General features: G+C 52.4%; 25 protein-coding genes. 17 read left to right on the top strand and 8 right to left on the bottom strand.

Going from position 1 to position 19,495, the window contains the following annotated elements:
- Positions 1–61: 61 nt before the first annotated feature.
- The 3 genes from K1558_RS06845 to K1558_RS06855 all read right to left on the bottom strand — a co-directional run bounded on the left by K1558_RS06845 (position 62) and on the right by K1558_RS06855 (position 2,495).
- Complete coding sequence (locus K1558_RS06845) at positions 62–283, bottom strand: hypothetical protein (RefSeq protein WP_238650647.1); 222 nt, start codon at positions 281–283, stop codon at positions 62–64.
- A complete protein-coding gene (locus tag K1558_RS06850) occupies positions 226–567 on the bottom strand; it encodes a sigma factor-like helix-turn-helix DNA-binding protein (RefSeq protein WP_238650648.1) in 342 nt (113 codons plus the stop codon). Before K1558_RS06850 ends, K1558_RS06845 begins: the two co-directional genes overlap by 58 nt.
- Before the next feature lie 206 nt (positions 568–773).
- Entirely contained in the window at positions 774–2,495 is a 1,722-nt protein-coding gene (locus tag K1558_RS06855; protein ID WP_238650649.1) for a glycosyltransferase, read from the bottom strand.
- A 228-nt stretch (positions 2,496–2,723) separates the two neighbouring features.
- On the opposite strand from K1558_RS06855, the gene K1558_RS06860 reads away from it, so the two are divergent.
- The 8 genes from K1558_RS06860 to K1558_RS06895 all read left to right on the top strand — a co-directional run bounded on the left by K1558_RS06860 (position 2,724) and on the right by K1558_RS06895 (position 9,378).
- Positions 2,724–2,942: a hypothetical protein gene (locus K1558_RS06860; RefSeq protein ID WP_238650650.1), complete on the top strand. Its 219-nt coding sequence runs from the start codon at positions 2,724–2,726 to the stop codon at positions 2,940–2,942.
- Complete coding sequence (locus tag K1558_RS06865) at positions 2,939–3,364, top strand: peptidylprolyl isomerase (protein ID WP_238650651.1); 426 nt, start codon at positions 2,939–2,941, stop codon at positions 3,362–3,364. The genes K1558_RS06860 and K1558_RS06865 overlap by 4 nt, the downstream gene beginning before the upstream one ends.
- Positions 3,365–3,461: 97 nt before the next feature.
- Complete coding sequence (locus tag K1558_RS06870) at positions 3,462–5,081, top strand: ABC transporter substrate-binding protein (RefSeq protein ID WP_238650652.1); 1,620 nt, start codon at positions 3,462–3,464, stop codon at positions 5,079–5,081.
- A gap of 84 nt (positions 5,082–5,165) precedes the next feature.
- The gene (locus K1558_RS06875) at positions 5,166–6,116 is read left to right on the top strand and encodes an ABC transporter permease (protein ID WP_238650653.1); all 951 of its coding nucleotides are present in this window, start codon (positions 5,166–5,168) and stop codon (positions 6,114–6,116) included.
- Positions 6,117–6,120: 4 nt separating this feature from the next.
- On the top strand, positions 6,121–6,966 hold the full coding sequence (locus K1558_RS06880; RefSeq protein WP_238650654.1) for an ABC transporter permease: 846 nt from the start codon (positions 6,121–6,123) through the stop codon (positions 6,964–6,966).
- 14 nt (positions 6,967–6,980) lie between these two features.
- On the top strand, positions 6,981–7,991 hold the full coding sequence (locus K1558_RS06885) for an ABC transporter ATP-binding protein (protein WP_238650655.1): 1,011 nt from the start codon (positions 6,981–6,983) through the stop codon (positions 7,989–7,991).
- Positions 7,988–8,905, top strand: coding sequence for an ABC transporter ATP-binding protein (locus tag K1558_RS06890; protein WP_238650656.1), 918 nt, complete (start codon positions 7,988–7,990; stop codon positions 8,903–8,905). Before K1558_RS06885 ends, K1558_RS06890 begins: the two co-directional genes overlap by 4 nt.
- Positions 8,906–8,931: 26 nt before the next feature.
- Entirely contained in the window at positions 8,932–9,378 is a 447-nt protein-coding gene (locus K1558_RS06895) for a hypothetical protein (RefSeq protein WP_238650657.1), read from the top strand.
- Positions 9,379–9,446: 68 nt separating this feature from the next.
- Here K1558_RS06895 and K1558_RS06900 read toward each other — a convergent pair whose 3' ends face one another.
- Entirely contained in the window at positions 9,447–10,292 is an 846-nt protein-coding gene (locus K1558_RS06900) for an SDR family oxidoreductase (RefSeq protein WP_238650658.1), read from the bottom strand.
- Positions 10,293–10,504: 212 nt separating this feature from the next.
- Between K1558_RS06900 and K1558_RS06905 the strand changes: the two genes are divergently transcribed.
- The 5 genes from K1558_RS06905 to K1558_RS06925 all read left to right on the top strand — a co-directional run bounded on the left by K1558_RS06905 (position 10,505) and on the right by K1558_RS06925 (position 14,726).
- Positions 10,505–11,539, top strand: a complete 1,035-nt coding sequence (locus tag K1558_RS06905) for an AI-2E family transporter (protein WP_238650659.1) — start codon at positions 10,505–10,507, stop codon at positions 11,537–11,539.
- Positions 11,540–11,647: 108 nt separating this feature from the next.
- The gene (locus K1558_RS06910) at positions 11,648–12,664 is read left to right on the top strand and encodes a S66 family peptidase (RefSeq protein WP_238650660.1); all 1,017 of its coding nucleotides are present in this window, start codon (positions 11,648–11,650) and stop codon (positions 12,662–12,664) included.
- 148 nt (positions 12,665–12,812) lie between these two features.
- Complete coding sequence (locus K1558_RS06915) at positions 12,813–12,980, top strand: sigma factor (protein WP_238650661.1); 168 nt, start codon at positions 12,813–12,815, stop codon at positions 12,978–12,980.
- A gap of 300 nt (positions 12,981–13,280) precedes the next feature.
- Positions 13,281–14,165 (top strand): DegV family protein, encoded by an 885-nt coding sequence (locus K1558_RS06920; RefSeq protein ID WP_238650662.1) that lies wholly within the window; start codon positions 13,281–13,283, stop codon positions 14,163–14,165.
- 15 nt (positions 14,166–14,180) lie between these two features.
- Positions 14,181–14,726 carry a hypothetical protein gene (locus K1558_RS06925; RefSeq protein ID WP_238650663.1) on the top strand — a complete coding sequence of 182 codons (546 nt, stop codon included), beginning with the start codon at positions 14,181–14,183 and terminating at the stop codon, positions 14,724–14,726.
- A gap of 125 nt (positions 14,727–14,851) precedes the next feature.
- Here K1558_RS06925 and K1558_RS06930 read toward each other — a convergent pair whose 3' ends face one another.
- The gene (locus K1558_RS06930) at positions 14,852–15,406 is read right to left on the bottom strand and encodes a DUF4352 domain-containing protein (RefSeq protein ID WP_238650664.1); all 555 of its coding nucleotides are present in this window, start codon (positions 15,404–15,406) and stop codon (positions 14,852–14,854) included.
- Between the two features lie 231 nt (positions 15,407–15,637).
- On the opposite strand from K1558_RS06930, the gene K1558_RS32730 reads away from it, so the two are divergent.
- On the top strand, positions 15,638–16,021 hold the full coding sequence (locus K1558_RS32730) for a DUF4037 domain-containing protein (RefSeq protein WP_274528448.1): 384 nt from the start codon (positions 15,638–15,640) through the stop codon (positions 16,019–16,021).
- Positions 16,022–16,025: 4 nt separating this feature from the next.
- On the top strand, positions 16,026–16,331 hold the full coding sequence (locus K1558_RS06940; RefSeq protein ID WP_238650666.1) for a hypothetical protein: 306 nt from the start codon (positions 16,026–16,028) through the stop codon (positions 16,329–16,331).
- 16 nt (positions 16,332–16,347) lie between these two features.
- On the opposite strand, the gene K1558_RS06945 is transcribed toward K1558_RS06940, so the two are convergent.
- The gene (locus tag K1558_RS06945; protein WP_238650667.1) at positions 16,348–16,746 is read right to left on the bottom strand and encodes a YvaD family protein; all 399 of its coding nucleotides are present in this window, start codon (positions 16,744–16,746) and stop codon (positions 16,348–16,350) included.
- A 175-nt stretch (positions 16,747–16,921) separates the two neighbouring features.
- Between K1558_RS06945 and K1558_RS06950 the strand changes: the two genes are divergently transcribed.
- Positions 16,922–17,446: a helix-turn-helix domain-containing protein gene (locus K1558_RS06950; RefSeq protein ID WP_238650668.1), complete on the top strand. Its 525-nt coding sequence runs from the start codon at positions 16,922–16,924 to the stop codon at positions 17,444–17,446.
- On the opposite strand, the gene K1558_RS06955 is transcribed toward K1558_RS06950, so the two are convergent.
- Complete coding sequence (locus K1558_RS06955) at positions 17,443–18,063, bottom strand: flavin reductase family protein (protein ID WP_238650669.1); 621 nt, start codon at positions 18,061–18,063, stop codon at positions 17,443–17,445. The genes K1558_RS06950 and K1558_RS06955 overlap by 4 nt on opposite strands.
- Positions 18,064–18,159: 96 nt before the next feature.
- Between K1558_RS06955 and K1558_RS06960 the strand changes: the two genes are divergently transcribed.
- On the top strand, positions 18,160–18,849 hold the full coding sequence (locus K1558_RS06960; protein WP_238650670.1) for an ArsR/SmtB family transcription factor: 690 nt from the start codon (positions 18,160–18,162) through the stop codon (positions 18,847–18,849).
- A gap of 168 nt (positions 18,850–19,017) precedes the next feature.
- On the opposite strand, the gene K1558_RS06965 is transcribed toward K1558_RS06960, so the two are convergent.
- Complete coding sequence (locus K1558_RS06965) at positions 19,018–19,428, bottom strand: hypothetical protein (protein ID WP_238650671.1); 411 nt, start codon at positions 19,426–19,428, stop codon at positions 19,018–19,020.
- Positions 19,429–19,495: the final 67 nt, after the last annotated feature.

Below are 19,495 nucleotides of genomic sequence, written 5' to 3' on the forward strand. Positions count from 1 at the left end.
TCAGGGCCACCCGCCAATCAGAGCGGGCAACGCCACAGGTAGTCAGGCGTTGCCCGCTTGTTCATGTGTTTTCCTCCACCTGGATGAAGGCCAGAATCTCGGTAACGATATGGGATATGGCATCCTCCCGGGAAATGAGGATATGCTTGCTGACCATTTCGATGTCCTCCTGAAACAGCTCGATAATCCGCAGCATCGCCTCCGGCTGCTTCTGTCTTGCTGCTGTCAGAAGCTCTGCGAACTGGCTGTCTGTGACAGCTGCCGGAGCATCTTTTGCTTCCATTTGTTTACCCCCTGTTGACTCATATGCAGCTGAGCGGCAACCTCAGCCTCCGTCATCTCCTGCAGATAGATCTTCTGCAGAATGACCTTCCCTTTGGCAGGCAGTGTATCCAGTAATTGCTCAACTGACAACCGGTTGATCATATCCTCCGCTTCATCCCGCTGGGCGGGGCGGATATCCATGAAGGTGCACTCGTGCCTGCGGGTCCGCTTGCTCCGGTATTGTAAGCGCCAGCCGATCCGGTAGATTTCCTTGCGGTAGCGCTGAATCATTTGCTGTTCCATGCGGATATGCCTCCTATTCGATATACAACTTTCTAATTATAGGGAAATATTGGGTAACCATTTACAACCTAAATACGAACTTATGTTCTGTTATTTTAGCATATTTGACAGCAGACCTACAGTAATAGGCAAAAAAAGAAGCCCGTTATCCGGGCTTCTTACAAGTCTGCGGTTTGAGATTCATAGGCATTCCCGCTGCTGGCTGCCTATTCGCTCCAAGGTACCAGACGGGGATGCTGGTCCATAATGGACTGGTATTGCTCCTTCCAGCCGTAACGGCCGTCCGGGTCCAGCACCATATAGCGCAGGTATTTCTCCAGCCGGAATTCCGGCTTCGACCAGCCGAGATGCTTCAGCCGCAGATTGCTTAACTGATGGGGCAGCTCGAAGATATTCTCCGGCAGGCGTCCACAGTGCTGCGGCAGGTCATTCCAGAGGTAGGTGAAGTCTTCGCGGTAGCGGATCAGGAACGGGCGGTAGCTGTGGTGGGCTTGCCAGTACATATCCTCCCGGTACTTATCTTCATCCCAGAAGTCGTAGAGCCGGAAGCAGAACAAATCGCAGGTGTCCGTTCTCAGCAGGGAGTCCACCTCTTCGGCGAAGCGGGCTTCAAAGACTTCATCCCCGTCCAGATTCAGAATCCACTCCGGACGGGTTGCAACCACCGCCTCCCACTGCTGTCTGCGAAGCTCCGATTCATTGCTGAAGCGGGAGACCGGATTCTGAATCAGATGAAGCGGAATGCCCTTAAGCACCTCACGGCATAATTCAGCCGTGTCATCTGTGCTGCCGTCATCGATAATGACGGCCTCATCAATGTATTTGCAGTGTTCCTCCAGAATCTGCCTCAGGAATCTTGAGGCTTCGTTCTTGACGATCATCGTGAGCGTCAGCTTGGGCCTGCGTTCAGCCTCTCCTGCGGGAGCTGCGGCTGGCTCAGCTTCGCCGCCTGTATCTGCAGGCAGCGGCTCCTTGGTTAGACGTTGCCGCGCTTCGGCCTCCGTCCACAGCGTATCCCACTGGTCAGCGGCTTCCTGGACTCTTTTATCAGCGGGCTCTGCTGTCTCCATCCGGGTTTCCGCAACTGCTGCCTCCGGGCCCTCTCCGTCCGCCGTACCCGAGGTCCGCTGAACGAACTCCTCCACCAGCTTCAGGTCGCTGTCCCTGTAGAGATGCAGCGCCGGGAAGTGGGTGTCGACGAAGAGCGGAATACCGAGCGCTGCGGCCCGGATACAGAAATGGCGGTCTTCTCCCCAGTAGGAAATATTGCGCACCCTGTCGTAGCTGATGCCTGACGCTATGGCCCGGCTGCTGATCAGAGTGCAGGCACCCAGCCCCCCAACCTCATAGATTCCCGGCTGCTGCAGCTTCATCAGGAAGGCGAGGAAGCGGCGCCGGATCTCTTCCGGCGAGGGCTGCTCTCCGGGCAGGATCTCCCACTGATTGTATTCGTCATGCATCCACACCTGCGGCTGCAGCAGAGTATCGGGCTGCCACTGGGTCCAGAAGATCTCCGAGATGATATCCTTGCCTGTGCCGATCAGATGCCGCAGGGTATCCGGCTGGAGAATCAGGTCCGAGTCGATCAGGAACAGATAGTCATAGCCGAAGGCCTCCGCCCGCCGGATCATCAGATTCTTGAACCCGGCTACCTTCCAGACCAGATTGGAGTGCCAGATATGAGTATTCTCATCACGAATATAGTCGTCATTATAACCGGAGGCCTGCAGGAAGACAGATCTGCCGCTCTCTGCGAACTGCCGGAGCAGCAGGCTTGCGGCTTCGTCCTTGTTATCATCAATCAGATAGAAATCGAGTTCAATAGATTCCAGATTCAGGCACGTCAGAGCATTCAGGAATTGCTCCAGAATGGCCGGTTTCTGATGGACCGGGCTGCCCAGCAGCACCCGGGTACGCTTCTCAGTCATAGCAGGCACTCCAGAATAAGCTCAGCATAGTCAAACATCCCCTTGGATTTTCAAATAATTGGTATTTATTATATATATTCAATATATTCAGAGAAGTACCGTACTTCCCCTATTTTCACGAAATAATAAGCCGCCCTCATCGAGAGAATCTATTGATGTCTGTCCGGGGGCTGTTGTACAATACCGCTAATATAGATGAAGACCCGAAGGGCAGACAGGAGTGAGAGAGTGGACAAGCAACCGTTAAAAGTACAGCAGCTAATCAATTTGCTTCTTGCGATGAATCCGCGTGCCGAGGTGTTCCTGCATACGAAGGCCGGAGAGCTCCGGCCGCTGTTAGATGAGGATGTGGAGGAAATGTATGCGCCTGCACATCCAGCCAAGACGGCAGTCCATATTAGGGTGCAGGAACATTCTGACATCATGGCTGAGGAGGAGACCCCATGAAGCAGGCTTTGATCAGATTGGAACGGGGACAAGAGGTCCGGCTGGAATTGTTCGAGCAAGAGGCTCCGGGAACGGTAGCTAATTTTGAGAAGCTGGCGAACAGCGGCTTTTATAACGGCCTGGCCTTTCAGCGTGTGGTCCGCGGCTTCGTCGCCCAGGGCGGCTGTCCGGACGGAACCGGCAGAGGCGGTACGGCCCCTATTCCCTGCGAGACACAGGGGAATCCCCATAAGCATGTGCGCGGCGCATTGTCGATGGCGCATTTCGGGCCGGGCACGGGCTCCTGCCAGTTCTTCATCTGCTATGATACCTTCGATTACCTGGACGGCTGGCATACGGTATTCGGCCGGGTTACGGAAGGAATGGAGCATGTCGATGCCTTACGTCGCGGGGACAGGATGAAGGAGGTCCATGTCTGGTAAGGACCATGGGAAATTCATACATTGTAATTCCTAGTATTCCGATATATAATAACTCAACAACAAGCGAGAGCGCTTATAGACATGGAGGAGAGAAACAATGCGTAAAGGGATATCAGGGGTCGTCATACTTATTTTGTTAACATTAATGATCAGTGCTTGCGGTAACGGAAACAATGCGGCATCCCCGGGTGCCACCGCCGGTACCTCAGCGGAGGGAACACAGCAGCCTGCGGCCGGCGAGCCGAAGGATGGCGGAAATCTGATCATAGGGGTCGCCTCCGATCCTGTAGTACTGAATCCGAACTATGCGGGTGACCGTGTCAGCCTGACGATTGACCAGGCGCTATATGCTCCGCTGTTCCAGGTGAACAACGGCAAGAAGACCTTCTACCTGGCAGACAGTCTGACACCGTCAAGCGATAATCTGACATATACCTTGAAGCTTAAGGATGGACTGACCTGGCATGATGGAGAGAAGCTGACGGCGGATGATGTGGTATTCACCATCGACAGCATTCTGGACGAGAAGCAGAACAGCTTCCTGCGGGCCAACTTCCTGATCGGCGACAAGGCCATCAAGGCCGTCAAGGTTGATGATCTGACGGTGGAGTTCAAGCTCCCGCAGGTGAGCCCGGCTTTTGAAGCCACACTGGTTCAGGTATTCCCGATTCCGAAGCATATTTACGAGAATGAGACCAATATTGAGAAGAGCACGAAGAATGCTTCTCCTGTCGGCTCAGGTCCTTTCAAATTCAAGGAATACAAGGCAGGCGAATATCTGACGCTGGAACGCTTCGACAATTACTTCGGCGGCAAGCCGCATCTGGATTCGGTCACCTACCGGATTGCCAAAGATACCAATGCTGCGAATCTGGCTCTGCAGAACGGCGAGATCAATGTGCAGTATCTGGACCCTAAGGATGTCCCTACGATTCAAGCGACGAATAATTTCGAGATTCTGCCATACAGCGAAGGCCGCCTCGCCTATCTGATGTTCAATGCGAACAGCGATACCGGCGCCCTCGCTAAGAAAGAAGTCCGTCAAGCCCTGTCCCTGGCGCTCAGCCGCGATGAACTGATTCAGACGGCCTATACCTCCAATGAATATGCTGATCCGGCCAAGTCTTTCCTGACCCCGGATGCGCTGTATTTCACGAATGATGTAACCAGCTTTGACAATGATGCCGCCAAGGCGAAGGAACTGCTGGCCGCTGCCGGTGAGAGCAACCTGAAGCTCCGGTACATCGTACAGAGCGGTAACAAGGCGCAGGAAGCCATCTCGCTGTATGTACAGCAGAAGCTGAAGGCAATCGGCGTGGAGGTTGAACTGCAGAACATGGATTCCTCGGCCTGGGTGCAGAAATTCATTGATCTGAAGGCCACTGACTACGAGCTGGCACTGACCGGCTATATCATGGGCTATGACCCGGATGCGTACCGTATCCTGTTCACCACGGACAGCTCTTCCAATTACTCGCATTATTCCAACAGTGAAGTTGACAAGCTGATGAACGACGGTGCAGGCGAAGCCGATCCGGCCAAGCGTGCAGAGATCTACAAGAAAGCGCAGGAGCTGGTAGCCGAGGATGCACCGATCTATCCTATCGCCTATACTAAGACTGTGGTAGCGGTATCGAAGAACTACGGCGGTATTGATGAAGCGGTGCTGAAGCCTGTTGTCATCTTCGAAGACCTGTCCAAGATTTACAAGAAATAATCTGCCTCACAAAATAAGCAAGGCAAACAAATAAGCTGGTCCCCCAGCTTATTTTTGCCTGTTAAGAGCTGGGAGAAGCTGCGTATGAGACAACTCATCGTCCGAAGGTTGCTGCAAACATTGCCGATGCTGTTTTTCGTATCGGTGGTCTGTTTTACTATGATTAAGCTGGCTCCGGGAGATCCGGTGCTGTCATTCGTGACGCCCAATATGCATGCTGATGATATTGAGCGCATCCGTCATAATCTGGGGCTGGATAAGCCGGCTTATATCCAATATTTCATCTGGATCAAGGAGATGGTCCAGGGCAATTTCGGGTACTCGCTGGTTAATCACCAGCCGGTGCTGGATCAGATTCTGGACCGCCTGCCCGCAACTGCGGGTCTGATGGGCAGCGCCATTGCCCTGGCTGTCCTGCTGGCCATTCCGCTAGGCCTCGTGGCCGGTGCGAACCGCAACCGCTGGGTAGACAAGCTGATCAATTTTATCGCTTATATCGGCATCTCTATCCCCTTATTCTGGCTGGCGATCCTGCTGATGTATATGTTCGCGATCAAGCTGCACCTGCTTCCAAGCATGGGGATGCGCACCATTGGTGTGGAATCGCCGCTGGATGTGCTGAAGCACGGGATCTTGCCTTGTACAGTGCTGGCCTTCAGCTTCCTGTCCGGGTATGTGCGCTATATCCGCTCCAGCACGATCGGACAGCTCAAGGAGGAGTACGTGCAGATCCAGTATGCTTTTGGCTCGAAGAAATCTACTATTCTGTTCCGGCATGTGCTGAAGCATGTGCTGCTGCCGGTGATCACGCTGATCGGTATGTCGATGGGGGATCTGGTGGCAGGTGCGATTGTTACGGAGACGGTATTCTCCTGGCCGGGGATTGGCTCCCTGGGGATGACGGCGGTGAAGGGGATGGACTATCCTGTCATTATGGGAATTACCCTGTTCTCTTCCTTGATGCTGATCTTCGGTAATCTGGTGGCAGATATTCTCTACAGCGTTGTTGATCCAAGAATCAAACTGAAGGGGTGACCTCATGAATCGCAGTAAATGGAAAAACCTGCAGTCCGAGCTGTTTACGAACGGTCTGGGTGTCGCTGCTCTTGTCATATTGACGGTGTTCACGCTGGGGGCGGTCTTTGCCTTCCTGTCCGGTCACGATCCGAATGCCATGGATGCGATGGCACGCCTGACAAAGCCCGGCGCCGCGCATCTGTTCGGCACTGACGATTACGGCCGCGATTATCTGTCCAGAGCGTTATACGGAGGCCGGGTCTCGCTGCTGGTCGGGTTCGCCTCCATGGTCGTAGCGACCTTGGTGGGCGTGCTGGTTGGGGTAATCAGCGGATATTTCGGCGGCTGGATTGATAATCTGCTGATGCGGATGCTGGATATTATCATGTCGATTCCGTCCTTCCTGATCCTGCTGCTGCTCAGCGTCTACCTGAAGCCGAGCATCGGCAATCTGATCATTATTATTGCTCTCTTGATGTGGATGAATGTGGCCCGTGTCGTCCGTGCGGAGACGCTGACGATTAAGGAACGGGAATATGTGCTGTACGCGAGAGCCTCCGGGCAGAGTGCCTTCGGCATGATCTGGCGGCATATCCTCCCGGGACTGGTCCCGGTAATTATCGTAGGGGCAACGAATAATATTGCGTCCGCCATTATGATGGAATCATCGCTCAGCTTCCTCGGCTTCGGGGTGCAGCCGCCGAATGCGACGTGGGGCAGTATGCTGAACAGTGCGCAGGGGTATATTGCCCAGGCCCCTTATCTGGCGCTGTTCCCCGGGCTGATGATCCTGTTGACCGTTCTGAGCTTCAATGTGCTGGGAGATATTGTGCGGGTCGGCTTTGAACCAAAGCTGATCCGGAGATAGGAGAGTGGAACATCATGACAGAACGGCTGCTGAGCGTTGAAGATCTGCAGGTATCCTTCGCTACCCGGGACGGGGAGAATCAGGCTGTCCGCGGGGTTAGCTTCCATATCGATGCCGGTGAGACGGTGGGCATTGTCGGAGAATCCGGGAGCGGCAAAAGCGTTACCGCCAAGGCCATCATGTCCCTGATTACGCCGCCGGGCCGTATGACGGCCGGGAAGCTGGAATTTCGCGGCGCAAGCCTGAAGGGGCTGACAGAGAAGCAGTGGCGCTCTTTGCGCGGCAACCGGATCGCGATGGTCTTCCAGGACCCGATGACCTCACTGAATCCGGTCAAGCGCATCGGCCAGCAATTAACGGAGGTCATCCGCAGACACCGGGGACTGGATAAAGCGGCGGCATATACCGAAGCAGCAGAGCTGCTCCGCCAGGTGGGCATCCGCGACCCGGAGCAGCGCCTGAAGCAATATCCGCATGAGTTCAGCGGAGGGATGCGCCAGCGGGTGATGATCGCGATGGCGCTCTCCTGCCAGCCGGAGCTGCTGATTGCCGATGAGCCGACCACAGCGCTGGATGCGACCATCCAGGCGCAGATCCTCGATCTGTTCAAGGAGCTGAAGGAGAGGGAAGATACGGCGGTCGCGCTGATCACGCATGATCTCGGCGTCGTAGCCCAGGTCTGCACGCGGGTCATCGTGATGTACGGCGGATTGGTAATGGAGGAGGGCACGGTGCAGGATATCTTTTACCGGCCTAGTCATCCCTATACCCAAGGTCTGCTTCGTTCGATTCCGAAGCGAGGCGGCGGCACCCGGGAGCGGCTGATACCGATTGAGGGCTCGCCGCCGGACCTGCTTGATCCGCCGCCCGGCTGCCCGTTCATCGACCGTTGTCCGCACGCCTTCGCCCGCTGCAATGAACGTCCGCCGGTGACCGAGCTTGCTCCGGGCCACCGGTCGATGTGCTGGCTGGCCGGAGGCCTGGAAGAGCAGGCGGCCGCCGCCGCAGGGAGGGATTTCACTTGAGCGAGAACAAGGTGCTGGTAGAGGTTAACAATCTGAAGAAGCATTTTCCCAAGGGGAAGGATCTACGCGGACGGGATAAGAGTGTACTTAAGGCCGTGGACGGGGTCAGCTTCCAGATCCGCCAGGGCGAGACCTTCGGTCTGGTCGGCGAATCGGGGAGCGGCAAGTCCACGGTCGGCCGCTGCCTGCTCCGGCTGTATGATTATACGGACGGTGAGGTGTTCTATGACGGGAAGCCGCTTGGCAAGCTGGGCGAGAAAGGGCTGAAGCCCTTCCGCAGGCAGATTCAGTCGATCTTTCAGGACCCGTATTCCTCACTGAATCCCAGCCTGAATGTGCTGGAGCTGATCAGCGAGCCGATGAGAATTCACGGTCTCTACCGGGGCGAAGAGCGCAAGGAGGCGGTGGCAGAGCTGCTGGAGAAGGTGGGGCTGAAGCGGGAGCATCTGTACCGCTTCCCCCATGAGTTCAGCGGCGGCCAGCGCCAGCGGATCTCCATTGCCAGAGCCTTGTCGGTACGCCCTGAATTCGTGGTGTGCGACGAGCCGATCTCGGCGCTGGATGTCTCTGTGCAGGCTCAGGTTGTTAATATGCTGGAGGATCTGCAAGCCGAGTTCGGGCTGACCTATCTGTTCATCGCCCATGATCTCTCCATGGTCCGGCACATTTCGGACCGGATCGGCGTGATGTACGGGGGCCGCCTGGTGGAGGTGGCAGAGAGTGACGAGCTGTATGACAATCCGCTGCATCCGTACACTAAGGCGCTGCTGTCGTCCATTCTGGAGACTGACCCGCTAAAGGCCAGCCAGAGGATACAATTGGAGACTTACGCGGCAGGGCGCGGGAGCGAGGAGGCCGCAGTGCTGCGGGAAGTGAGTCCTGGACATTATGTGGCCGGGGACTATGGCAATTGACTTATACGACAAGGGAGGATACACCAATGACAGAAACGAAGAGCAAGGTCAAGCTGTCGCAGTGGGATGCCCTGCTGCTGGAATCGCTGCGTTCGCAGGGCTGGTCAGACCAGGATCTGCTGCATAGAGTAACCGGAGGGGACCTTCCGGTGGATGAGAGTAAATACGAGTTCGATTACGGGCAGCTGGCTGCCCTTGCAGATGAACAGCCGGAGCTGTTCCGCCGGGCTGTGCTGGACGGCTACCAGATCAAATACAATACCATCCGCGGCATCCGCAGCTGGATTGATGTTGCACTGGGAATTGAAGCGAAGCTGGAGCTGGAAGAGGGCCGGGAGGCTGTGGAGGCAGAGTTGACGGAGGATGAGTATAGCCTTCTGCTGGGCGTGCTGTCCTTCGGCTGGCAGATCACCGGCGGATCAGCGGCTGACGGCAATGCCAAGGTCTATACAATTGAACCGGTTCAGCGGTAACATCCGGGGAACGGGAAGCGGCGGCTGCGGTCATCGCAGCCTGCCGCTCCCGCCGGATAAGCCCGCATCTACATATTCAACTGAATTCGGCGGGTGCTAAGCACACCCTCCAGCCCGGTTGGGTCCGTGCTGACCTTGCGGGCCACGAAGGCTTCGGCCCGCTCCGAGGTGCGCAGGCGCAGCGGCTTGGTCTCCTGCCGTACCAGCTCCCACATCACCTCCGCGACCGATTCTGCCGTCTGCGGCTCCACATTGCGCTCCAGGAAGGCTGCTCTATAGGCATCCAGAATCGGCTTGTACTCGTCTTCCAGCACACCGCCGGTACTGGCGACATGCCCCATTACGGTTGAATTGAACTCCGTGGCGATCGCCCCCGGTTCCAGCAGGGTGATATCGATATTGAATTGCGGCTTGTAATAGGTGGCGAGACTCTCCAGCAGCCCCTCCACCGCGAATTTGCTGGCGCAGTAGATCTCGTTCATCGGCTGTCCGACCAGCCCGCCGACACTGGAGGTGGCCACAATATGGCCATATCCGGTCTTCCGCAGCAGCGGAAGTGCCGTACGGATGGTATGCATCACTCCGTAGACATTGGTATCGAAGACCTCCTGAATCTCTGGAAACGGTGCTTGCCCGAGCGCTCTAAGGTAGCCGTACCCGGCGTTGGCGAATAATACATCCAGCCGGCCCTGCTCGTGTTCAATCCGGCTGATGACCCGCTGAATACTGTCCGGATCGGTAACCTCCATTTCGGCAAAATGCAGATGCTCCACCCCGCGGTACAGCTCCTGATCACGCGTCAGATGACGGGTTCCGGCGTAGACGGTCCACCCCTCGTGCGCGAACTTCAACGCGGTGGCGAGGCCGATGCCTGAGGAGGCTCCGGTGATACAGATTACTTGTGAAATAGACATATTCATTCAGCCTCCATTTCTTATTCATTTCCATTCATTGTCTAATTTCGCCCACATTATAGCATATCTAAGTAGATATTGAGGCAAGATAAATGAAAGTTTATATTTTCGCGGTCACAGCGGGGCATTGAAGTTGCTATAATTGTTTTCGGTACGGTACACTGTAAATAAAAAATCCGAATTGCCCGCGAATGGAGAGGAACAAGGAAACAATGGATGTAATCAAGCGGTATTTTGCAAATGTAACGGTCCGGCGCTTCCTGATATTGGGACTGATTGGACTGCTGCTCTACAGTATCAGGGATATGCTGAATCTGGTGTTGCTGACGTTCCTGATCGCTTACGTGATGAACAGCTTTCAGGTGCTGCTGAGCAGACGGATCAGCAAGTTCGTGAAGGTGAACAGCAAGGTCATCATCATCATACTGTACGTGGCGCTGATCAGCATGATCGTCATGGCACTCGTCAAATACATGCCCAAGGTATTCTCGCAGATCAAGCAGTTAACCACTTTTCTCGGCACGCTGACCGCCGATGATATTCCGCAGAATGAGATTATGCAGTACCTGTTCCAGAAGGTCCGGGAACTCAACTACCAGAGCTATTTGAATCAGGGAATTGAATATGTGTTCAAAATCAGCAACTGGGGAACTACCTTCGTCCTGTCTACCATCCTGAGCCTTGTCTTCATTCTGGAGAAGAATAGAATTGTCAGCTTCACCTCCCGCCTGAGAGACAGCAAGATTTCCTGGTTCTACGTAGAGCTTGAATATTTCGGCAGAAAGTTCATCTCCTCCTTCGGTAAGGTAATTGAAGCACAGATCCTGATTGCGCTCTTCAATACTTTATTTACCGTAGTCGGACTGTGGGTGCTTGGCTTCTTTTTCGAGCCGTTCCCGTATCTCTTTGCCCTCTCCATTATGATCTTCATGCTCAGTCTGATTCCGGTCGTCGGCTTCGTCATTTCGCTGATTCCGCTCTGCATCATCGGCTATAACACGGGCGGACTGATGATGACGATCAACATTCTGGTGATGATTGCCCTGCTTCATGTCATAGAAGGCTACTTCCTTAATCCGAAGCTGATGTCCTCCAAAATGAACCTGCCGATGTTCTACACGCTCGTAGTGCTGTTGTTCTCCGAGCATTATATCGGGGTCTGGGGACTGATTCTCGGCATTCCGATCTTCGTCTTCTTCCTGGACATTCTGGAGATTAGCCGGGACAATAAGTCTTCGCTGGAGTGATACAGAGGGCCATATGATCTGCAAGCAATAGGTACGTATAGAGGTGATATTCAACCTGCTGAAGGTTCGGGTATCGCCTTTTTTAACATTCAAGTAGGGGGTAACAGCATGATCAAATATCCGGTATTAGAAAAGGGAGCCGTCATTGGCGTAACTGCACCCTCATCAGGTGTTCCGCAGGAGCTGCATGAACTGCTGAAGCTGGCTGTAGAACGGCTGCAAAAAAGAGGGTATGGCGTCGAATGCGGATCCACAGCGTGGACACAGGAAAAGGCCAAATCCGCTCCGGCCGCCGTCCGTGCGGCTGAGTTCAACGCGATGATGGCCGATGAGCGCATCGGACTGGTGGTCCCTCCCTGGGGCGGAGAGCTGCTGATCGAGATCATGGAGCAGGTGGATTTTGCGGAAATGAAGTGCAAATGGATTCTCGGTTATTCCGACATCAGTGTGCTGCTGCTGGCCGTTACGCTGAAGACAGGCATCGCTACGGCTCACGGCACGAACTTCATTGATCTGCGGGGTGAAGAGACCGATCCGACTACGGCCATGTGGGACAAGGTATTATCTACGCCAAGCGGCGGGACTGTTCTTCAGCAATCCTCGCAGCAGTATCAGCAGGAATGGGGAACAGGTGAGTCTTCGCCCCATGTGTTCAACCTTACAGAGCAGACGGTCTGGAAGACGGTGGGAGATCAGAAAGTGACGATGCAGGGCCGCCTGCTGGGCGGATGCATTGACGTCATCCGGCATCTGATCGGTACGCCCTACGGAGATGTCCGGCACTTCCAGCAGCACTATATCAACAACGAGCCCATTCTGTGGTATCTGGAGAACTGCGAGCTGTCGGTCGCCGATCTGCGCCGCTCCCTGGTGCATATGAAGCTGGCCGGCTGGTTTGAGCATTGCAGCGGCCTGATGTTCGGCCGCAGTGCGGCGAACCGCCCTATGGAAGGCTACACCGTAGAGGATGTCTATCAGGAGCTGGCGGATGAGCTGGGCCTCCCGGTGGCCTACGACATCGATTGCGGCCACCAGCCGCCGCAGGTTACTTTGATCAATGGAGCCTATGCAGAGGTGGAGGTCAGCGAAGGGAAAGGGACGGTGAAGCAGGTTTTCCGGGCGTGAGGGTGCCGTAGCAGCATCATTGCCTGAGTGATTCATGAACTGTACCGGCAGTAAATCTAATGTACCATGCACGTTCTCACCAAGTTTTTATCTTTTTTTGTAACGAAACGTTCGCGAACGGGTCTTATAGAGGTAAGGTGGTGAACAAGTGGGCGATGTGGAGCACATCTACAAGCAATATTTTCAGGACGTATATTTGTTTGCTTTGTCTCTAAGCCGGGACCAGCAGATGGCCGAGGAGATCACGCAGGAAACCTTCGCCAGGGCAGTGAAGAATATCGACCAGTTCAAAGGCAACTGCAAGATCAGCGTTTAGTTGTGCCAGATCGCCGTGGAGGCTCAGTTTGAGCGGCGGGACTAGATGAGGGCGGTTCTCCTTTTTTATCCAATTAAGGATTGAATCCTTCGTTTCTCATACCATAAGCAGTCCGCTCTGAAACAGGTATATTCGTCATATATAATGTGAATTTATGTCGAATTTAGTTGAAAAAAAGTGTTGGGATTATTCAAGAATTGCCCTATGCATGGCTGGCATCCTGTATAATTTATGAATATACAGACAGCCATAGCTGCCGATTCCTGAGCAGTGATTCCCTCACGAAAGAGAGTAGTGACTATGAAATCCATCGCCTGGGTAACTGACAGTACCAGCACCATTGACTATGAATTCGCCAAGAATAACCACGTGTATATCGTTCCCCTTCGTCTAATCGTCAATAATGAATGCTATAGAGAGAATATAGATATTAACGCCGATCAGTTCTATGACAAAATGCGGCAGCATGACAAGGTAGGCAGCTCCCAGCCGCCGATTGGCGAGTTCGTGGAATTATACGAGCGTCTGAAGGAACAGTATGACGAGATTATCGCCATCCACTGCTCCTCCGAGCTTAGCGGAACCTTCAACACCTCAATGCAGGCAGCAGATATTGCTGGAGTGAACGTAATAGGTATCGATTCCAAAGTAGGCGCTTACCCCATCCGTGAGATGCTGCTGCGCGGTATTCACTGGCAGCAGGCAGGCTGCTCTGCACAAGAGATCAAGAACAGAATTGATAATATAATCGGGGAAATGTCCTTCTATATCATCCCTGCCAGCCTGAGCCAGCTGCACCGCAGCGGACGGCTCTCCGGCTCTCAGTTCCTGCTGGGCCAGCTGATGCGGATTCATCTGCTTCTGAGGTTCGATGAGGGCAAAATTGTCGTCGTTGATAAAATCCGCACCTTTAAAAAGACGAAGCAAAAGCTGCTGGAGACCATCCAGGAGGAGATCGGCCGTTTCCAGGATGTATGTATTATGCACGCCAACAATAAAGAAGAGGCGCTGAGCCTGGAGTGGGCCATTAAGGCCATGTCCCCTTCGGTGCGTACAGAGATTATGACCTTTGTTCCGGTGGTAGGCGCTCATATGGGCGAGGGAACTCTGGCGCTGTCTTGGATTAACCGTACGGCCCTGAACAGTATTGACACTGAGGATGAAGTGCTGGAATTTGTGCTCTAGAAAAGGAGCGGAACGATGTTCTTATATCATTATTATGATGCAGCTGTGGGGCCGTTTGTCAGTATATCCGATTTGCCGGGCGATCAGGCGAGGGCTGTGCTGGAGATGATTAAGCAGACCAAGCCCAGGGCTCAGAGCGCGCAAAGACATGATAAGTATGTGGAATACCGACGGAACTGCGAGAGCATCATCCGGGCGGAATTTATACGTAAGGGTGGTCTGGTCCACCGTTCCTCCCCGCATTATATGGTAGTTGAACATAGTCCGTGGCTAAGCACGTGGTACGAGAACAGCGCTTGTCTCAAGATTCCGATTGAAGAGTTCGATGTGAATACAGTCTCCTTCACTTATGGGGACTCCATGCCGACCTTCAGCCTGCTAGTTAACGATGGCAAAGAGTACAGGCGCACCCTGTATACCTATCCCGAGATTGTGAGCATCATTGACAAGTACGGGTTACCGCAGAATTGGAACAATGACGGAAAATACGGTCCCGAGCGGTACGTCGAAGCGCATATCTGGAGTGATGAGACGGTTGAGAGGTACCGGAGATCAAGGTGACAGCGCCTTAGCGTCTGTGCTAAGTCAACGAACCGAATATGGACCCGATACATCTGCAAGCCCTCGCATCAAAAAAGAGCAGGGATCCCAAGTGATTGGAGAACCGCTGCTCTTTGAGGTTTGTTTTATTTCAATTCAATCTGGCCTTGCTCGGTTCCCCAGATCCCAGTCTGGACATTCAAAATAAAGCCAGTCATATCCTCTGGAATTTCAAATACTATATTACCTGTCTTAGCCAATCCAGGATTGATTCCCTCATATAAAAAGTAGTCCCCGGAAGTAGTAAGTAGAGTTGATGGATTATATGAAACTTCATCCTTTAGAAGCTGAAAGAAAGACGAATCTGTGGTAATCATCTTCTTACCAGCATTTTTAACCGTTACATTTACAACGAGGAAGATGCTTCCATCAGAGTCAGGTTCATAGGACAAGAAATCTCCATCTTTAATTTTCTTTGTAGTATTCACTTTGTTTACCTTAAAGACAACATCGCCTACTTGCAGCTCTTCTCCCTTTTTTGCAAGTTTCTTTTCTTCTTTCTTCGAGGATTCCTTTTTTTCTGTAGAGTTTGCTGTGGTATTGCTTGAACTATCCTTGTCTGAACCCATATAACCTATGACAATGACTAATACAATTAAAGCGATAAAGCCCAGACACCCCAGTTTAAAAAACTTCTTCAAGTAAAGCCCTCCCAGTAGGTAATTTGTACCATCTTGTTGTACTCTCAATATATCGGAATTTACAGAAGATTCTTTATATGTATTTGGACTTTTATGAAAAAAATTGTTTTTTTAGGTCGGGTGCACCAGTATGATTTTGTTAATCTGGTCTCATGCACTTATAGGACATCATGCTGACCTTTAGTCCTAAGATGAATGAATGTAAAGTAGCCTTCCTTACACGAATGGCTAATGCTCCCTGAGCAGAAATTGCTCGAATGGACAAGAGGGAGGATCTTCACAGATCCTATCGGGGAAGTAACAGAAGTGCGTAAGGTCCTAGCTTATCTGCCAGATGATATCTGGCGCTATAAATTGAGATATGCCTGGAGTTCATTCCGTCATCTCTATGTGGCAAAGCTCGCTGAACTTCGGGGAGAAACCTTGTCAGCCCGGCTACTCATAAACCGGATGGTGGAGCAGGCTGTGCAATTGGTATTTCTATATAATAAAAGGTACCGGCCGGGGACCTACAAATGGATGTCCAGGGATCTGGGGCAGATCAGCCCTGTGGTCAATGAGCATGTCAAGCAATTTGAGGGTATCCTGATGGAATCCTCCATTACAAGCAGTTGAACAAATGGAAAGATTATTAACTAATCTAGTGGACCAACATAACAAAATGGAGCTGACCGAATATATTGAACTTCAGCCAGCACCCTTCTATGCAAGAGGCCTGCAATCGTATTCTTATGTAAATATAGAGGATGCGCTACTGGCTACGTTGCCCGGTGAGCTCCAGCAGCTTGAAATCCCGGGTGCGCTGGATCAGTTGATTACAAGTGATCAGGTGTTGATCTGGGCGGATCATTATTCCAAATTCGGGCCAGTATACAGTGCCAAGTCCGATATAACAAGAACCGGAATAGGAGACATGATTGTCTAGCCGGAACAGGGAGCTGCTATGCAGCAGCCTTCCCGTATCCCGTCATAACCGTTCGCAGGAAAAACAAAGGATAAATCATTAAGTACAGATTAAATCCCCACCAGTAAACATCAAAATCATGAGCAAATGCCCAGAAGGCAATGGCCTGAAGGCCGGAGCAGAACGTGAGGACAAGTGAAATTAGCGCCCAGGGTCTCCAGGAAGGCAGCTGTCTCCGGTATAAATACAAGCTGCTTAGGCCGGTAATGGAGATCAAGATATCCAGAGGAAAAAAGGACCAGTTCCAATGAACCATGATCGGATTGTTGTAATCTTTGAACGCCATCGACTCTGGAATGATGTGAAAGTAAGTGATGATCCAGTACAAGATGAATCCAATATCTGTGACAACGAAAAAAGGTTTAAGTAGTTTCATAGGCCCCCGTAAGTTTAGAATATGTATTTATGTAAAATTATACAATGATAGCCGCCTTTTGCAACCTGGAGTTGCAGGAGGCGGCCCTTTTCGTTCAACCTACGCTCGATTTTGGTTTCAGCCTCTCTGTGCTACTATTGGCTTGCTGAGTAATGGTAGGGGAGGGAGATTCCTAATGATAGACAATAACAGAGCCGCCAGAAATATATTGAACCTAAGAAAAAGGCTATCCCTGACACAAACAGAGCTGGCCGGCATACTGGGCGTAAGCCATCAAGCCGTCTCCAAGTGGGAGCAGGGAGACTGTCTGCCGGATATCGGAGTATTACTGAAGCTTGGGCAGGTCTCCGGGACATCGGTGGAGGAACTTCTGTTAGGGGAGAGCATTAGTGACGGTTCAGCTTCTGAGAAAATTGTAAGCCTTCCCACCGAACTGCCGGATGAGGTTTGGACGCAAGCCTTGGAGCGTATCCAAGGCCGCATCTCGCCGCCCAGCTTCAACACCTGGTTCAAGGACACGCAGGGGAAGCATCTGCGGGAGACTTACTGCGTCTACAGTCCGAGCCGTTTTGCTGCAGAATGGTTATATCACCGCTATTCCAATTTGATTGTACCGATTCTCGAAGACATAACGGGCACATCCGGCCTTAAGGTCGAGTTCTGCTCTATGGGAGCGTGGGACATCTACTGTAAGGACTAGGTTTCTGCCCGGTAGGTTTTGCCAAGCTGGTGACCCAGACCAAAATAATGGCGGAAATTGTAGATGAGCGGACTCCATTTCAGAGGATCGATATGATTGTCATCAATGATAATATCCTGGTGGGCATGTACATGAACAGCCTGTGCCTCAACGATGGCAAAGCCTGGCGAATGATCGGGTACCCGGATATGTTGGATGCTTGCTTCAATTTGTAACGGGCATTCCATAATTCGTGAAGGCTTCACCGTTTGGGAGGCATCGGGAGTAAGTCCGCTGGCAGCATATTTATCTTTTTGATAGGAGTACCCATGTTGTTGCTTATCATCAGGGACAGGATGTTTACCCGTATAGGGAGCAAGCCGCTCCACCTTCTCCCACAGCGAGGGACCGGGGATGTTTATGACGCATTCGGGAAGCCGTTCCAGGTTCTCGATGGCTTTTCCGCCAAGGCCAATTCCTAGTACTATACAGTCTCCCAAAGCCCAAGAGGATGTAATAGGACTGATATTTACGCTATCATCCTCATTCAAGGTGCTCAGTAAGACGACAGGAGTTCCATAGTATAAAATCTTGGGTTGAATCGTTTCAGTGTGTATCATTTGCTTCGTATGGTCCATTGTAATGCTCCTTCCATGTTGTATATCCCCCTTAAGTGTATAATATAAATAATTCAATACTCATCGAAGTATGGAATACAACAAGGAGGGGTTAGGATGCAGGCCAATCCGAATGCTGCCATCATCGCAGCTCTAGTGAGTGAAGCTTCAAGGGCGGCAATATTAACCGTTCTGCTGGATGGAAGGTTCCATGCGGCAAGCGAGTTAGCACAAATGGCCAGAATCAAGCCGCAAACGGCAAGCTTTCATTTAGCGAAGTTGGTCGAGGCTAACGTGGTAGCTGTACAGAAACAAGGGAGACACCGTTACTTTGCGATCCGTGACCAGGAGGTTGCGCGGGTGATGGAATCCTTATTGTCGATTGCCCCGCCTGTGGAGGTTAAATCTTTACGGCAATCCTCGCAGGACGAGGCAATGCGTTATGCCAGAACGTGTTATGACCATCTCGCCGGGAATGTAGGGGTGCGATTAACGAATGCATTGCTAAGAAACGGTATTTTGCTTGAAGAAGAGGACAGATATATAGTGACGGAGCGTGGGGAGCGATTTTTTGCCGATTTCGGCGTTGATTTGAAACAAGCTGCAACGAAACGCCGTCTATTCTCACATCAATGCCTGGATTGGAGCGAACGCCGCCACCATTTGGCAGGAGCCCTGGGGAATGCCCTCCTGGAGAGAGTCCTGGAGCTGGACTGGGTGCGGCGTCTGCCGGATACACGTGCGGTACAAGTTACCGATGAGGGTAAAGCTGGTTTTGAAGAGGTATTCTCGTTGGATCTGAATTAGGGCCGAATGTATGCGAAAAACCGAACACAATCACATTGGGCTGGCGCAGAGTCCAACGTGCCGGACGAGTAACTTGAGAGCACATAAAAAAGCTGTCCCAGCGCAGTTTATCTGCAAATGGGACAGCTTTTTAAATACATTCAGTTAATCTCAGCCTCCCCGCTCCACTCACCCGAATGAAGTCTGCACACTCTGTGCCACAATCTCTCTCAGCTCCGCCTTCTGTGCGTTGAACTGCTGCGGAGTGATGCTGCCGCTGGCGAGTCTGGCTTCGAGCTGCTGCGTCAGCTGCTTAACCTGCAGGTTAATAACCTGCGTGATATTGCCGCCATTCTCTTCTGCGATCGCTTGCAGGGATTTGCCTTCATACAATTCGTCGTACAGCTCTTCATCCGAGGCGGCGTTCAGGTTCAGGGCATCCAGCAGCTCATCGGTATCGGCCACATCCGAGGTGGACCATTTCGCTACAGGCAGGGTATGTAATGCCGGCTTGCCCCAGGCCGTTCCTCCGAAGGACATCGCGACAACCATCGTTCCGACGATCATGACACGCTGAATATTGATATGTTTTATATGCATTGTTGTTATCCTCTTTTCGCGTTAAGGTTATATTGTTAAGACTCACGATTTACGGCTGGTAGTGAAC

Source organism: Paenibacillus piscarius (assembly GCF_022234545.1).
Taxonomy (GTDB): domain Bacteria; phylum Bacillota; class Bacilli; order Paenibacillales; family Paenibacillaceae; genus Paenibacillus_AQ; species Paenibacillus_AQ piscarius.